The organism is Pseudomonas sp. Seg1 (assembly GCF_018326005.1).
In the GTDB taxonomy this organism is placed as follows: domain Bacteria; phylum Pseudomonadota; class Gammaproteobacteria; order Pseudomonadales; family Pseudomonadaceae; genus Aquipseudomonas.
Genome location: NZ_AP021903.1, coordinates 2141685 through 2157129 on the forward strand (window position 1 = coordinate 2141685; position 15445 = coordinate 2157129).

Sequence of the window (15445 nt, forward strand, 5' to 3'; positions counted from 1 at the left end):
GCGTGCGGCTCAAGTGCATCAAACTGGCGGGATTCAAGTCCTTCGTCGACCCGACCACGGTGAACTTCCCCAGTAACATGGCGGCAGTCGTCGGGCCGAACGGTTGCGGCAAGTCGAACATCATCGACGCCGTGCGCTGGGTGATGGGCGAAAGTTCGGCGAAGAACCTCCGTGGCGAGTCGATGACCGACGTCATCTTCAACGGTTCGACCAGCCGTAAACCGGTGAGTCAGGCCAGCATCGAACTGGTCTTCGACAACTCCGACGGCACGTTGCTGGGCGAGTACGCGGCTTACGCGGAAATTTCCATTCGCCGCAAAGTCACCCGCGACAGCCAGACCACCTATTACCTCAACGGCACCAAATGCCGTCGTCGCGATATCACCGATATTTTCCTCGGCACCGGCCTCGGCCCGCGCAGTTACTCGATCATCGAGCAGGGGATGATCTCCAAGCTGATCGAGTCCAAGCCCGAAGACCTGCGCAACTTCATCGAAGAAGCGGCCGGCATCTCGAAATATAAAGAGCGCCGCCGCGAAACCGAAAACCGTATCCGCCGCACCCACGAAAACCTTGCTCGCCTGACCGACCTGCGCGAAGAGCTGGAGCGTCAACTCGAACGCCTGCACCGCCAGGCCGAGGCGGCGAAGAAGTATCAGGAATTCAAAGCCGAGGAGCGTCAGCTCAAGGCGCAACTGTCGGCCCTGCGCTGGCAGGATCTGAACGATCAGGTCGGCCAGCGCGAGTCGATCATCGGCACTCAGGAAATCAGTTTCGAAGCCTTGGTCGCAGAACAGCGCAATGCCGACGCGGCCATCGAACGCCTGCGCGACGGGCACCACGATCTGTCCGAACGCTTCAATCTGGTGCAGGGGCGCTTCTATTCGGTCGGCGGCGACATCGCCCGGGTCGAGCAGAGCATCCAGCACGGCCAGCAACGTTTGCGCCAGTTGCAGGACGATCTGAAAGAAGCCGAACGAGCACGCCTGGAAACCGAATCGCATCTGGGTCACGACCGCACCTTGCTGCTGACCCTCGGCGAAGAACTGGACATGCTCACCCCCGAGCAGGAAGTCACCAGCGCTGCCGCCGAAGAAGCCGCCGCTGCGCTGGAAGATTCCGAAAGCGTCATGCACGGTTGGCAGGAGCAGTGGGACGCCTTCAACCTGACCGCCGCCGAACCGCGTCGTCAGGCCGAAGTGCAGCAGTCGCGCATCCAGCAGTTGGAAACCAGCATGGAGCGCCTCGCCGATCGGCAAAAGCGCCTCGGCGAAGAGCGCGCGCTGCTTTCGGCCGACCCGGAAGACGCGGCGATCATGGAGCTTAACGAGCAGCTCGCCGAGTCCGAAGCGACCCTCGAAGATTTGCAGACCAGCGAAGAAGCGCAGGTCGAAAAGCTTGAGCAACTGCGTCAGGAATTACAGCAAGCGCTGACCGCGCAGCAGCAGGCACAGGGTGACTTGCAGCGGCTCAATGGTCGCCTGGCTTCGCTGGAAGCCTTGCAACAAGCCGCACTCGATCCGGGCACCGGCACTGCCGAATGGCTGAAGGAACACAACCTCACCGAGCGTCCGCGCCTGGCCGAAGGCCTGAAGGTCGAGGCCGGTTGGGAGCTGGCGGTGGAAACCGTGCTCGGCGCCGATCTGCAGGCGGTGCTGGTCGACGACTTCAGCGGCTTCGATCTGTCCGGTTTCACCCAAGGCGATTTGCGCCTGCTCAGCCCCGGCACAGATGGCGTACGCGTGGCCGGCAGCTTGCTGGATAAGGTCGAGGCGCAGATCGATCTGTCGCCGTGGCTCGGTCAGGTCAAACCCGTCGACAGCCTCGAACAGGCCTTGGCCTTGCGTGGACAATTAAGCGCTGGCGAGAGCCTGATCAGCCGTGACGGTTATTGGGTCGGTCGACACTTCCTGCGCGTACGTCGTGCCAGCGAAGCGGAAAGCGGCATGCTCGCCCGTGGCCAGGAAATCGAAGCGCTGCACCTTGAGCGCGAAGAGAAAGAAGCCACGGTCGAGGCCATGGAAACCCGTCTGCAAACCCTGCGTGCGCAACAGCGTCAGCAGGAAAACGGTCGCGAACATTTGCGTCGTTTGCTGCAAGACGAAGCACGTCAGCAAGGTGAATTGAAAGCGCAACTGTCCGCCGGCAAAGCCAAGGCCGAACAGTTGACTTTGCGCCGCACACGCCTCGATGAAGAGCTGGTCGAGCTTGGCGAACAGCGCGAACTTGAGCACGAACAAGTCGGCGAAGCGCGCATGCAGTTGCAGGAAGCCCTCGACGCGATGGCACTGGATACCGAGCAGCGCGAATTGCTGTTGGCCCAGCGCGACAGCCTGCGCGAGCGCCTTGATCGCGTGCGTCAGGAAGCGCGTCAGCACAAGGATCATGCGCATCAATTGGCCGTGCGTCTTGGCTCGTTACGCGCGCAGCACGATTCCACGCGTCAGGCGTTGGAGCGTCTGGAAATGCAGGCCGAGCGTCTGACCGAAAAGCGCGAACAGTTGAGTCTGAATCTGGAGGAGGGCGAGGCACCGCTGGAAGAGCTGCGCCTGAAACTCGAAGAACTGCTCGACAAGCGCATGACCGTCGACGAAGAACTCAAGACTGCGCAGATCGCCCTGGAAGACGCCGACCGCGAATTGCGCGATGCGGAAAAGCGCCGGACCCAGGCCGAGCAGCAATCGCAGTTGATTCGCGGCCAGCTCGAACAACAACGCATGGAATGGCAAGCCCTGACCGTGCGCCGCAAGGCTTTGCAGGATCAATTGCTCGAAGACGGCTACGATCTCAATGGCGTGCTCGCCACATTGACCGCGCAGGCCAGTGAACGCGAAGCCGAAGAAGAGCTCGAAAGGATCAATGCGCGGATTCAACGCCTGGGCGCGATCAATCTCGCGGCCATCGATGAATACACGCAACAGTCCGAGCGTAAGCGTTATCTGGATGCGCAGGATGCCGATCTGGTCGAAGCACTGGAGACGCTGGAAAACGTTATCCGCAAGATCGACAAGGAAACCCGTAACCGTTTCAAAGATACCTTTGATCAGATCAATGGCGGTTTACAGGCACTTTTTCCAAAAGTTTTCGGTGGTGGACGGGCGTATTTGGAACTGACGGGCGAAGATCTACTCGATACAGGGGTAACGATCATGGCGCAGCCGCCAGGGAAGAAGAACAGCACCATCCATTTGCTCTCCGGCGGGGAAAAAGCCCTGACCGCGCTGGCACTGGTATTTGCCATCTTCAAATTGAATCCGGCGCCGTTCTGCATGCTCGATGAGGTTGACGCGCCACTGGATGACGCTAACGTTGGACGCTACGCACGCTTGGTCAAAGAGATGTCGCAGACCGTGCAGTTCATCTACATCACCCACAACAAAATCGCCATGGAAATGGCCGAGCAGTTGATGGGCGTAACGATGCATGAACCGGGTTGTTCGCGACTGGTAGCCGTGGATGTCGAGGAGGCGATGGCGATGGTGGACGCCTGAGCCAGCGTGGTGTCGGAAAGGTAATTTAGTCTTGTAGGACTTTTTTACCGCGTTCGACTTGCTGGCCAATCGACATATTCGCGCAAGCCAATGAGACAGACGGTGTAAAGTTGTCTTTGGTCGTGCTAGTTTAATGTCAATTTTTCGTATACGTGGGCAAAACGCCTGTCAGAACATAGAGTTGGCGCCACGTTTTAAAGCGGTTTGCACAGTGTAAACCCCTTATTTTTCAGCATTTTTTATAGAGGCACGGGATTACATGGAAATCGGTCTGCGCGAGTGGCTGATCGTCATCGGCATCATTGTGATAGCCGGTATTCTTTTCGATGGCTGGCGCCGTATGCGCGGCGGCAAGGGAAAACTGAAATTCCGTCTTGACCGAAGTCTGTCCAACCTGCCGGACGAGGACACCAGCGCCGAGCTGTTGGGCCCGGCTCGCGTGCTGGACAACCATAAAGAACCGCAGCTGGACGAACACGATCTGCCCTCGGTGAGCATGCCGGCCCGCGAAGCACGCGAGCCTCGCGAATCCGGTTCGAAGCGTGGCAAACGTGGCAGCAACGGTCCGGCTCAAGGTGACCTGAACCTCAACCTCGATCTGGATGACGGCCCGAGCTTCAGCAGCCGTGACGATGACTTCGTTGAAGACAGCAAGCCTGCGCCTGCTGTTGTCGACAAGGATCAGCCGCAAGCCGAAGAAGTGCTGGTGATCAGCGTGATCTGCCGCGACGCTGCCGGCTTCAAAGGCCCGGCGCTGTTGCAGAACATTCTGGAGAGTGGTCTGCGTTTTGGTGAGATGGATATTTTCCACCGCCACGAAAGCATGGCCGGCAACGGTGAAGTGTTGTTCTCCATGGCCAATGCGGTCAAACCGGGCATCTTCGATCTGGACGATATCGACCATTTCAGCACCCCGGCGGTGAGCTTCTTCCTCGGCCTGCCAGGCCCGCGTCATCCTAAGCAGGCTTTCGATGTCATGGTGGCAGCAGCCCGCAAGCTGTCGCAGGAACTGAACGGCGAGCTGAAAGATGACCAGCGCAGCGTTCTGACTGCGCAGACCATCGAGCACTACCGTCAGCGCATCGTCGAATTCGAACGCCGCGCCCTGACCCAGAAGCGTTGATTGAAAAGATTGCCTCGCGATAAAAAGAGGCAATCGGCAAATAGATTGAGCAGCCTCGGCTGCTCTTTTGCTTTATGAGAGAACACCCCATGACCGCCGCCAAAAACCGCATTCTAGAGCTGCGCGCTGAACTCGATCAGCATAATTACCGGTACCACGTCCTCGACGAACCGAGCATTCCGGACGCCGAGTACGACCGGTTGTTCCACGAGCTCAAAGCGCTGGAAGCGGCCAATCCCGAACTGATCACCAGCGACTCGCCGACCCAGCGAGTCGGCAGCGTGGCGCTCACCGCGTTCACCCAGGTGCGTCACGAAGTGCCGATGCTCAGCCTCGGCAACGCCTTCGAAGAAACCGACATGCGCGAGTTCGATCGCCGCGTCACCGAAGGGCTGGATCTGCCGGCCGGTGACCTGTTCGGTGGCGGCGCGGCGGTGGAGTACAGCTGCGAACCCAAGCTCGATGGCCTGGCGGTCAGCCTGCTCTATCAGGACGGCGTGCTGGTACGTGGCGCCACACGCGGCGACGGCACCACCGGTGAAGACATCAGCGTCAACGTGCGCACCGTGCGTAACATTCCCCTGAAGCTGCACGGCGAAGGCTGGCCGGCGACCCTGGAAGTGCGCGGTGAAGTGTTCATGTCCAAGGCCGGTTTCGAGCGCCTCAACGCCTCGCAACTGGAAGTCGGCGGCAAGACCTTCGCCAACCCGCGCAACGCTGCGGCCGGCAGCTTGCGTCAGCTGGATTCGAAGATCACCGCCAACCGTCCGCTGGAATTCTGCTGCTACGGCATTGGTCAGGTTTCCCACGATATTGCCGACACCCACATCGGCAACCTCAAGCAGTTGCAGAAATGGGGCATGCCGATCAGTCACGAGCTGAAGCTGGCCAAGGGCATTGGCGAGTGCCTGGATTACTACCGCGACATCGGCGAGCGGCGTAATTCGCTGGCCTATGAAATCGACGGCGTGGTGTTCAAGGTCAACAGCATCGCCGATCAGCGTGAGCTGGGCTTCCGCGCCCGCGAACCGCGCTGGGCCATCGCGCATAAATTCCCGGCGATGGAAGAGCTCACCGAGTTGCTCGACGTGGAATTCCAGGTCGGCCGCACCGGCGCCGTCACGCCAGTCGCACGACTGAAACCGGTCAAGGTTGCCGGCGTCACCGTGGCCAACGCCACGCTGCACAACATGGACGAAGTGGCGCGTCTGGGCTTGATGATCGGTGACACCGTGATCATCCGTCGCGCCGGCGACGTGATTCCGCAAGTGGTGCAGGTGGTTATGGATCGCCGCCCGGAAAACGCCCGTGCGGTGCAGATTCCCGATAGCTGCCCGGTCTGTGGTTCGCACGTCGAGCGCACGCAACTGATCAAGCGCAGCAAAGGCAAGGAAACCGTCAGCGAAGGCGCGGTGTATCGCTGCGTCGGCCGTCTGGCCTGTGGCGCGCAACTGAAGCAGGCGATCATCCACTTCGTCTCGCGCCGGGCGATGGACATTGAAGGCCTGGGCGACAAGAGCGTCGAGCAACTGGTCGACGAAGGTCTGGTCAGCTCGCCGGCCGATCTGTACGCGCTGAAATTCGACGACATCGTCGATCTGGAAGGTTTTGCCGAGGTGTCGAGCAACAAACTGCTCGCGGCCATCGAGGACAGCAAGAAACCGGGGCTGGCGCGTTTCATCTATGCACTCGGCATTCCCGATGTCGGCGAAGAGACGGCCAAGGTCCTGGCGCGCTCATTGGGATCGCTGGAGCGCGTTCAGCAGGCGTTGCCGCAAGTGTTGACCTACCTGCCGGATGTTGGCCTGGAAGTGGCGCACGAGATTCACAGCTTCTTTGAAGATGCGCATAACCAACAGGTGATCACTGAATTGCTCGGCCATGGTTTGCAGATTCAGGACCAAGGCGAGTTGGGCGCCGAGTTCGCTGCCAGCACCACGCTTGGCGGTTTCCTCGACAAACTGCACATCCCTTCGGTCGGCCCGGGCGGTGCGCAAAAACTGGCGGACAAGTTTGGTTCGCTGGAAGCGGTGATGAATGCCGACTGGCTGGACATGCGTCAGGCACTGCCGGAGAAACAGGCGAATTCGGTACGTGAGTTTTTTGCCTTGCCTGAGCATCGGCAACTGGCGGAAGAATCCGAGAAACAACTGCGCGATTTCGGTATGCACTGGCAGAGCGAGAAGAAAGTCGTCGAAGGCTTGCCGCTGTCCGGCGAGACCTGGGTGCTGACCGGCAAGGTCGAGTTGATGAGCCGCGATGTCGCCAAGGAGCATCTGGAAAGCCTGGGTGCCAAGGTCGCCGGTTCGGTGTCGGCGAAAACTCACTGCGTGGTCGCCGGCCCCGGCGCTGGTTCCAAGCTGACCAAGGCCAATGAACTGGGCGTGAAGGTAATGGACGAAGAAACTTTTATCGCCTTCCTCAAAACCCATGGCCTGAACGTTTGATCGTTCCCACGCTCCCGCGTGGGAACGATCAGCAAAACGCGGGAACGATGTTGTCATGCGAATGATCTAGTCTTGGCAAGCCCCAGGGAGAGATCGCCATGTACCGCTTTTTCGAGCAGCTCAGTTCTCGCATCGTCGCGCCGTTCATGGGCGGGTCTTCACGCAACAGCAAAGTCTGGCCGTGCCGCTGCGGCCAGTCGCTGTTCTTTCGCAACAGCCAGTGCCTGGCGTGCAATGCGTTGCTCGGCTATCAACCCGAAGAAAGTCGCCTGACTTCGCTGCAACCGGGGCCGCAGGATGGCACCTGGACCCTCGACGCCGATCCCGACGCCGGGCTGTTCCGTCGTTGCGCCAACTTAGACACGCCTGCCGCGTGCAACTGGCTGCTGCCGGCCAACGACCACGACAGCCTGTGCATCGCCTGCAGCCTCAACCGGACCATCCCCGATCTGTCCGACCCGGAAAACCCCGAGCGCTGGCGCAAGGTCGAAATTGCCAAGCGGCGACTGATCGCGCAACTGATCACCCTCGGCTTGCAGGTCACCCCGAAAACCGTAGACGAGCAAACCGGGCTGGCCTTTGACTTTATCGGCGTCGACCTCGAAGGCAACGCGCCGATGACCGGCCATGCCAACGGCCTGATCACCCTCGATATCAAAGAAGCCGACGACGCCCACCGCGAGCGGGTGAGGGCGCAGATGCACGAACCGTATCGCACGTTGCTCGGGCATTTCCGCCATGAGGTCGGCCACTACTACTGGGATCGCCTGATCGCCAACGGCCCGTGGCTCGATTCATTCCGCAGCCTGTTCGGCGACGAGCGCGCCAGTTACGCCGAAGCGCTGGATCGCCACTATCAACAGGGCGCACCAATGGACTGGCCGCAGCACTACGTCAGCGCCTACGCGACCATGCACCCGTGGGAAGACTGGGCAGAAACCTGGGCGCATTACCTGCACATGATGGACGCTGTGGACACCGCGTTGGGCTTTGGCATGAGCGCGCGGGAAATGGATTTCGACTACCAGCCGTTTCCCACCAGCACGCTGTATGACCCGGAACATCCCGGCGGCGAGGCGTTTCTCTCGTTCGTCAACGCGTGGATCGAATTGGCCGGCATGCTCAATGAACTGTCACGCAGCATGGGCCAGCCGGATTTTTACCCGTTCGTGCTGCCGGCACCGGCGATTGCCAAACTGCACTTCATTCATCTGGTGATCCAGCAGGCGGGCGGTCGGGCAGACGAGGTTCTTGCCCTGTAAACGCTGACGCAGGTTGCGATCTTTTCGGGCATGGCGCATGTCCTTGAAGCTGTTCATATTTTTATCTGCAACCAACGGTTGTAACTTCACCTCAGATAGGTACAATGGCGCGGCTCGCCGACAGGCAAGCGTCGTTATGGTGACCCCATCGGTCCCCCCGCAACGATTACCCGTGAACCTGGTCAGAGCCGGAAGGCAGCAGCCACAGCGGGAACATTGTGTGCCGGGGTGTGGCTGGTGGGGTTACCACCCACTTAAAATCCTTGTTGCTCAGGGATTTCCAGAAAAAATTAAAGCAATGTAGCGTCAGGATCCTCAGTGAGGTTTCGATCGGTACATATGCCATATTCCTAAATATACCTTTATAGCATTCCCACTCAACGCTGTTTTTCAGACTGCTTGATATGCTGCTATTTAATTATTTTTGGCTTCTTATTAAAAAGTTGTCGATGACTGAGAGTCTGCATCTTTATCTATAAAATCATCCGAGTAGAATTGATGTTGTCGAAGTATTCGATTGCTAAACGGTTGCAGTGTAATATTTCCAAATAAGATGGGTTGCTACCTGGATTGATTGGTGGTGGATTTCGGTGGGTAGTTTAAGTATGGAGTGGCAGGGATGAAAGTGCGAAATATTGTTGTTGGTATGTGGGTTTTTATCTCTAGATTATTTTTTATTCATACCCCCAGGTTTCTCTATCATTATTCAACATTGAGTGCGCAGCAGGTTGTTACAGATTTCGTTTTCAATGTTAAGACTCAAGGCAGGATGTATGCTTTGGATTTGGAGTTTGGGCAGTCGACGGTTATTGATGAGGATAGTGCAAGTGTAATAGTGTTTAGCGAGCAGGCGGTCCGAAAATTTGTTCGCCATAATCCGCTATATATTTTTGGATTTAAGTTGTTTTGGGGGCACTTCTTAACGCCTAAGATGGGAGATGTGCAGTTTACAAATGTTAAGTGCCACGCTGGTAATATTGTTGAGGTTAAAGATTTTAATATTTTATCCTCTACAGTCACCTCCAAAGCCTCTCTGCGGTTTCGTGTGATCGGGTTCCGTTTGCTGTACGCTCTGTTCTTGCTGGCGGGGCCTGTCTTCGCTTTCGTTGTTTTGTGTTTGTGCGGGCGTGGTTTTCAAGGTGAGTACTACGATTTAATATTTCAGCCTCATTGGTATTATGGGTTGATCTTTTTAATCGGTTTCGGAATGGGGGCTCTTGCGTGGTCGTTAGAAAATTTTCGTAGTGATCCTTTTAAAGCAGATTTAAAAAAAGCGGGTTTGATATCTCATCAGTCACTTGCTTGTCGGATTTTCTTCGCTGTTTGGGCGTGGGTGTGGGCAGGTGTCTGGTTTTTATGCTGGTTTTTTTACATGTTCGTTCCTTGGATGTGGTTGGTGGGATTTTCTTTTAATTAGATCGGCAGCTTTTGCTTGTCAGCGGTTGCTGAAAAGTAAGTGAATATAGATATGTTGGGCGGTTTTTTGCGTGCTGGCATTTTTTTGGTTGGGCAATGGTTAGCGCTTTTTATATTGTCAAGTGTATAGAAAATGGCGAGTACCTTGGTTTGTGGGTGGCTTGTAAGTGGGCGCATAAATTTTATTTTCCTTCAATATAATGGCTGCGGTTTAATCTGAAGGCTGTCCGGTATACAGCCGAATAATCTCATCAATCTCCCCCGACATTTTCATGCGCAGCAACGTGCGCAAAATCCGCTGCACCGGCACCTTCGGATCATTCCTCACATAACAACCCACATGCTGTTCCTGCAGCACCGCCACGCCGTGCAGTTGCTGGTCCGGCGTCAGGCGTTGGTTGAACCAGTCCAGCGTCCATTGATTGCTCACCGCATAGCGATAACGCCCGGCCAGCAGTTTATCCAGCACCTGTTCCTGGTTGCGCGCATCTTCGCGTTGCAGTTGATTGGCATCGAACAGCGGTTGCAGGGTCGGATAGGTATAGCCGAGCACGGTGCCGATCGACTGGGGCGCCAGGCTTGCCGGCTCAACATGGGCGGGCTGACTTTGGCCGCTGATCAGCAGGTCACGCTGGAACAACAACGGAATGCTCCAGATGTAATCGCCGGACTGATTCGGCAGCCATGACTGTGCGGCATAGCAGCGCACATCGACTTCACCGCGTTCCATGGCGTTCTGCACCCGGGCGCGTGGCAGTACGTGAAATTCTGCCGGCACACCAACCTGGGTGGCGAGGCTGAGCATCATGTCGTGCAGGATGCCTTGGGTTGGCTGGCCACGCTCGATCTGCACCATCGGCATGGCCCAACTGTCGGCCACGACGAAACGCAGCGGTGGTTCGGCTGCCGTCACGTTCAGGCTGATTCCCAGCAACGCCCCCACGGCCCAACGCATAAACGCTCCGGTAATTCCCGATCCCGAGCCGATAAAAGCCTCTGCTCATGCAGCTTAGCCATATTAGACGAGCACACCGGATGCAATTTTGCCCTTGCTCCGCTAGCATTAGCCGCTTCAGCTTCCTTCGTTGCGACGGTTTTCGATGAGTTATCAGGTTCTTGCACGTAAATGGCGTCCGCGCTCGTTCCGCGAAATGGTCGGCCAGACCCATGTGCTCAAGGCTCTGATCAATGCCTTGGACAGCCAGCGGCTGCACCACGCGTACCTGTTCACCGGTACGCGTGGGGTGGGTAAAACCACGATTGCGCGGATCATTGCCAAATGCCTGAACTGTGAAACAGGTATCACTTCCAGCCCGTGCGGCGAGTGCTCGGTGTGCCGTGAAATCGATGAGGGGCGTTTCGTCGACCTGATCGAGATCGACGCCGCCAGCCGCACCAAGGTCGAAGACACTCGCGAACTGCTCGACAACGTGCAGTACGCGCCAAGCCGTGGGCGCTTCAAGGTCTACCTGATCGACGAAGTGCACATGCTTTCCAGCCATTCCTTCAATGCGCTGTTGAAAACCCTCGAAGAGCCGCCGCCTTACGTCAAGTTCATCCTGGCGACCACCGACCCGCAGAAACTTCCGGCAACGATTTTGTCGCGTTGCTTGCAGTTCTCGCTGAAGAACATGACGCCGGAACGTGTGGTCGAGCATTTGACCCACGTGCTGACGGCCGAAAACGTGCCGTTCGAAGACGATGCACTGTGGCTGCTCGGTCGCGCCGCTGACGGTTCGATGCGTGACGCCATGAGCCTGACAGATCAGGCGATCGCGTTCGGTGAAGGCAAGGTGCTGGCCACCGACGTGCGGGCGATGCTCGGTACGCTGGATCACGGTCAGGTTTACGACGTGCTGCATGCGTTAATCGAAGGCGATGCCAAGGCGTTGCTCGAAGCCGTGCGCCACCTGGCCGAACAAGGCCCGGACTGGAACGGCGTGCTCTCGGAAATTCTCAATGTGCTGCACCGTGTGGCCATTGCTCAGGCGCTGCCGGAAGGTGTCGACAATGGCCATGGTGATCGGGATCGCGTGTTGGCGCTGGCCCAGGCGTTGCCGGCCGAAGACGTGCAGTTCTATTACCAGATGGGCCTGATCGGTCGCCGCGATTTGCCGCTGGCACCGGATCCGCGCGGTGGTTTCGAAATGGTCCTGCTGCGAATGCTGGCTTTCCGGCCGGCGGATACGGCGGACGCCCCGAGACAGCCGCTAAAGCCAGTGGGGATCAGCCAGGCCACAGTTGATTCCGCAAACTCCGTGGCTGCCGCGTCTAAACCTGCACCGGTAGTCGCTGCGGCGGTTGCACCGACACCAACACCAGCACCAACTCTGGTTGCGCCGGTACCGGTTGCCGAGCCTGTGGTCGCAGCTGAGCCGCAACCAGCACCGGAACCCGAGCCGGAGCCAGTTGCCGTCGAAGCAGTGGTCGATCTGCCGTGGAACGATCCGGTAGAGCCTGAGCCCGAGCCCGCGCAGCAACCCGCCGTCGAGCCCGTGCTGGAAACCGCCGCCGAGCAGCCCGAGTTGCCGCCGATGCCGCTGCCGACCCCGGACAGCGTGGTCCCGGACGCACCGGAGTGGGCCGCTGCGCCGATTCCGGAGCCGTCGGTCGCCGACGTCGATGCCGCCACCCCGGGCATGGACATGGACGACGAGCCGCCGCTGGACGAGGATTACATCGAGCCGGACATGGATTCGGCTTACAGCTACCTCGACGAACTGGCCAGCGAACACGCCGCCGAGCCTGCACCGGAGCCTGAGCCAGAACCGGCTGCGGCACCGGCCACCGGTCTGGCCTTGCAATGGCTGGAGCTGTTCCCGAAACTGCCGATCTCCGGCATGACCGGCAGCATCGCCGCCAACTGCACATTGATTGCCGTCGATGGCGACCATTGGCTGATGCACCTCGATCCGGCGCACAGCGCGCTGTTCAACGCTACGCAACAGCGTCGTCTCAACGATGCGTTGAACCAGTTCCACGGCCGCACGCTGAGCCTGACCATCGAGCTGATCAAGCCCGAGCAGGAAACCCCGGCTCAGGCTGCGTCCCGGCGTCGTGCCAACCGTCAGCGCGAGGCGGAAGAGTCGATCCACGGCGATCCGTTCATCCAGCAGATGGTCCAGCAGTTCGGCGCGGTGGTGCGACACGATACTATTGAACCTGTCGATGCCTTGGTCGCCCAAGGCTAATAACTGAGGGCGTCCGGCCCAACTCGCCGGGCGCTGTTTTGATCCAAGTACTTTTGAGGTGATTCCCATGATGAAAGGTGGCATGGCCGGCCTGATGAAGCAGGCGCAGCAGATGCAGGAAAAAATGGCCAAGATGCAGGAAGAACTGGCCAACGCCGAAGTCACCGGTAAGGCCGGCGGCGATATGGTCACCGTGGTGATGACCGGTCGTCACGACGTGAAAAGCGTGAGCATCGACCCAAGCCTGGTCGAAGGTCTGAGCGAAGACGACAAAGAGATGCTGGAAGCCGTGGTTGCTGCCGCCGTCAACGACGCCGTGCGCAAGATCGAAGCCAACAGCCAGGAAAAAATGGGCAGCATGACCGCCGGCATGAACCTGCCAGCGGGTATGAAACTGCCTTTCTGATTCGCCATTGCGCGGCAGATGAGCTACACAAAATGCCAGGCATCGCGCCTGGCATTTTTGTTTCTGGCTGATCGTTCCCACGCCCTGCGTGGGAATGCAGCCCGGGACGCTCCGCGTCCCCAGTCCAGAGCCGAATGCGGAGCGTCCGTTGAGGCATTCCCACGCGGAGCGTGGGAACGATCAAGTGGAACGCGCCACCGCCACAAAGGTCTGCTCCCTATACCTTCGAATCCCTCATTCACAGGAGACGCTGACATGTCCGACCCTCTGACGCTCAACCAACGCTTTGTCCTGGCCTCGCGCCCGGTGGGCGCACCGACCCCGGAAAACTTCCGTCTGGAGCGCGAAGCGTTGCCGGATCTTGAAGACGGGCAGGTGCTGCTGAAAACCCTGTACCTGTCGCTGGACCCCTACATGCGCGGACGCATGAGTGACGCTCCGTCCTACGCCGCGCCGGTACAAATCGGCGAAGTGATGACCGGTGGCGCTGTCAGCCGGGTCGAGCAATCGCGTCATCCGAAATTCCACGAAGGCGATCTGGTGGTCGGCGCCACCGGTTGGCAGAGCCACAGCATCAGCGACGGCCGCAATATCATTCCGATCCCGTCAGGGCTGCCGAGCCCGTCGATGGCCCTGGGTGTGCTGGGCATGCCGGGCATGACCGCGTACATGGGCCTGATGGACATCGGCCAGCCAAAAGAGGGCGAGACCCTCGTGGTGGCGGCAGCTTCGGGCGCGGTCGGCTCGGTGGTCGGGCAAGTAGCGAAGATCAAAGGCCTGCGCGCTGTGGGTGTGGCGGGCGGTGCCGAGAAATGCAAATACGTGGTCGAGGAGCTGGGTTTCGATGCGTGCATTGATCACAAAGCGGCGGATTTCGCCGAACAACTGGCCAAGGCTTGCCCGAATGGCATCGACATTTACTACGAGAATGTCGGTGGTCATGTGTTCGACGCGGTCGTGCCGCTGCTCAATCCGAAGGCGCGCATTCCGTTGTGCGGGCTGATCGCCGGTTACAACGCCTCTGAGGCGCCCACGGGCCCGGATCGCTTGCCGATGCTGCAACGCACGCTGTTGACCAAGCGCGTGCGAATTCAGGGTTTCATCGTCTTTGATGACTACGGCTATCGTCAGCCGGAATTCATCAGCCACATGGTGCCGTGGGTGCGCGAGGGCAAGGTGAAATTCCGCGAGGACGTGGTCGAGGGCCTGGAACAGGCGCCCGAGGCGTTTATCGGTCTGCTGGAAGGGCGCAACTTCGGCAAACTGGTGGTGAAGGTCGCCCAGGACTGAGTATTTGACGCTGGCCAGAGGCGCGGGTATAAACCGCGTCTCGTTGTTTTGTCGGACTTTTTACCCATGAGCTTCAGCCCTTTGATTCGCCAACTGATCGACTCCCTGCGAATTCTGCCGGGTGTAGGTCAGAAAACCGCCCAGCGCATGGCGTTGCAGTTGCTCGAGCGCGACCGTAGCGGCGGTCTGCGTTTGGCTCAATCCTTGAGTCAGGCCATGGAAGGGGTCGGTCACTGCCGCCAGTGCCGCACGCTGACCGAAGACGATCTGTGTCCGCAGTGCGCCGATACTCGCCGCGATGACACCCTGCTGTGCGTGGTCGAAGGGCCGATGGATGTGTATGCGGTCGAGCAGACCGGTTTCCGTGGGCGCTACTTTGTACTCAAGGGGCACTTGTCGCCGCTTGATGGACTCGGACCTGAGGCGATCGGCATTCCGCAGTTGATGGCGCGGATCGAAGAGGCGGGGACGTTTACCGAGGTTATCCTGGCCACCAACCCGACGGTGGAAGGTGAGGCGACGGCGCATTACATCGCCCAGTTGCTCAACAACAAAGGCCTGATCGCTTCGCGGATTGCCCACGGGGTGCCGTTGGGGGGTGAGCTGGAGCTGGTGGATGGCGGCACGCTGGCGCATTCGTTTGCCGGCCGCAAACCGATCGCACTCTGAGTTCTTTATTGCTTGTTCTGACCCCATCGCTGGCAAGCCAGCTCCCACAGTGATTTGTGTTGGTCGCAAAATTTGTCGACAACTCCGAACCCAGTGGGAGCTGGCTTGCCAGCGATGAACGCACCTCGGTCTCTCCAAATCACACAATAC

Annotated in this window: 10 protein-coding genes and 1 other RNA gene; 10 read left to right on the forward strand and 1 reads right to left on the reverse strand. The window is 58.8% G+C overall.

The window, feature by feature from the left end; translation table 11 throughout:
- Nucleotides 1-2: 2 nt before the first annotated feature.
- From smc to KI231_RS09595, 6 genes are all read left to right on the forward strand, one after another.
- The gene (smc, locus tag KI231_RS09570) at nt 3-3491 is read left to right on the forward strand and encodes a chromosome segregation protein SMC (protein WP_213028077.1); all 3489 of its coding nucleotides are present in this window, start codon (nt 3-5) and stop codon (nt 3489-3491) included.
- A gap of 259 nt (nt 3492-3750) precedes the next feature.
- On the forward strand, nt 3751-4614 hold the full coding sequence (zipA, locus tag KI231_RS09575) for a cell division protein ZipA (RefSeq protein WP_103303893.1): 864 nt from the start codon (nt 3751-3753) through the stop codon (nt 4612-4614).
- Nucleotides 4615-4703: 89 nt separating this feature from the next.
- Nucleotides 4704-7061 (forward strand): NAD-dependent DNA ligase LigA, encoded by a 2358-nt coding sequence (gene ligA / locus KI231_RS09580; protein ID WP_103303894.1) that lies wholly within the window; start codon nt 4704-4706, stop codon nt 7059-7061.
- A gap of 98 nt (nt 7062-7159) precedes the next feature.
- Nucleotides 7160-8323, forward strand: a complete 1164-nt coding sequence (locus KI231_RS09585) for a zinc-binding metallopeptidase family protein (RefSeq protein WP_213028078.1) — start codon at nt 7160-7162, stop codon at nt 8321-8323.
- A 146-nt stretch (nt 8324-8469) separates the two neighbouring features.
- Nucleotides 8470-8566, forward strand: an RNA gene (gene ffs, locus KI231_RS09590) — signal recognition particle sRNA small type.
- A 376-nt stretch (nt 8567-8942) separates the two neighbouring features.
- On the forward strand, nt 8943-9740 hold the full coding sequence (locus tag KI231_RS09595; protein ID WP_213028079.1) for a hypothetical protein: 798 nt from the start codon (nt 8943-8945) through the stop codon (nt 9738-9740).
- A 210-nt stretch (nt 9741-9950) separates the two neighbouring features.
- Here KI231_RS09595 and KI231_RS09600 read toward each other — a convergent pair whose 3' ends face one another.
- Nucleotides 9951-10694: a substrate-binding periplasmic protein gene (locus KI231_RS09600; RefSeq protein ID WP_213028080.1), complete on the reverse strand. Its 744-nt coding sequence runs from the start codon at nt 10692-10694 to the stop codon at nt 9951-9953.
- Between the two features lie 145 nt (nt 10695-10839).
- Here KI231_RS09600 and dnaX point away from each other — a divergent pair, with 145 nt between their 5' ends.
- From dnaX to recR, 4 genes are all read left to right on the forward strand, one after another.
- Nucleotides 10840-12930: a DNA polymerase III subunit gamma/tau gene (dnaX, locus tag KI231_RS09605; protein WP_213028081.1), complete on the forward strand. Its 2091-nt coding sequence runs from the start codon at nt 10840-10842 to the stop codon at nt 12928-12930.
- 67 nt (nt 12931-12997) lie between these two features.
- Nucleotides 12998-13336: a YbaB/EbfC family nucleoid-associated protein gene (locus KI231_RS09610; RefSeq protein ID WP_003223337.1), complete on the forward strand. Its 339-nt coding sequence runs from the start codon at nt 12998-13000 to the stop codon at nt 13334-13336.
- 255 nt (nt 13337-13591) lie between these two features.
- A complete protein-coding gene (curA, locus tag KI231_RS09615; protein ID WP_213028082.1) occupies nt 13592-14626 on the forward strand; it encodes an NADPH-dependent curcumin/dihydrocurcumin reductase in 1035 nt (344 codons plus the stop codon).
- A 66-nt stretch (nt 14627-14692) separates the two neighbouring features.
- Complete coding sequence (recR, locus tag KI231_RS09620; protein ID WP_095189469.1) at nt 14693-15295, forward strand: recombination mediator RecR; 603 nt, start codon at nt 14693-14695, stop codon at nt 15293-15295.
- Nucleotides 15296-15445 lie beyond the last annotated feature (150 nt).

What these genes read in the sequence shown, in the direction of transcription:
- KI231_RS09585 (WP_213028078.1), top strand. Translation starts at nt 7,160, where the DNA reads ATGTACCGCTTTTTCGAGCAGCTCAGTTCTCGCATCGTCGCGCCGTTC.
- ligA (WP_103303894.1), top strand. Translation starts at nt 4,704, where the DNA reads ATGACCGCCGCCAAAAACCGCATTCTAGAGCTGCGCGCTGAACTCGAT.
- KI231_RS09600 (WP_213028080.1), bottom strand. Translation starts at nt 10,694, where the DNA reads ATGCGTTGGGCCGTGGGGGCGTTGCTGGGAATCAGCCTGAACGTGACG.
- KI231_RS09610 (WP_003223337.1), top strand. Translation starts at nt 12,998, where the DNA reads ATGATGAAAGGTGGCATGGCCGGCCTGATGAAGCAGGCGCAGCAGATG.
- KI231_RS09595 (WP_213028079.1), top strand. Translation starts at nt 8,943, where the DNA reads ATGAAAGTGCGAAATATTGTTGTTGGTATGTGGGTTTTTATCTCTAGA.
- dnaX (WP_213028081.1), top strand. Translation starts at nt 10,840, where the DNA reads ATGAGTTATCAGGTTCTTGCACGTAAATGGCGTCCGCGCTCGTTCCGC.
- zipA (WP_103303893.1), top strand. Translation starts at nt 3,751, where the DNA reads ATGGAAATCGGTCTGCGCGAGTGGCTGATCGTCATCGGCATCATTGTG.
- curA (WP_213028082.1), top strand. Translation starts at nt 13,592, where the DNA reads ATGTCCGACCCTCTGACGCTCAACCAACGCTTTGTCCTGGCCTCGCGC.
- recR (WP_095189469.1), top strand. Translation starts at nt 14,693, where the DNA reads ATGAGCTTCAGCCCTTTGATTCGCCAACTGATCGACTCCCTGCGAATT.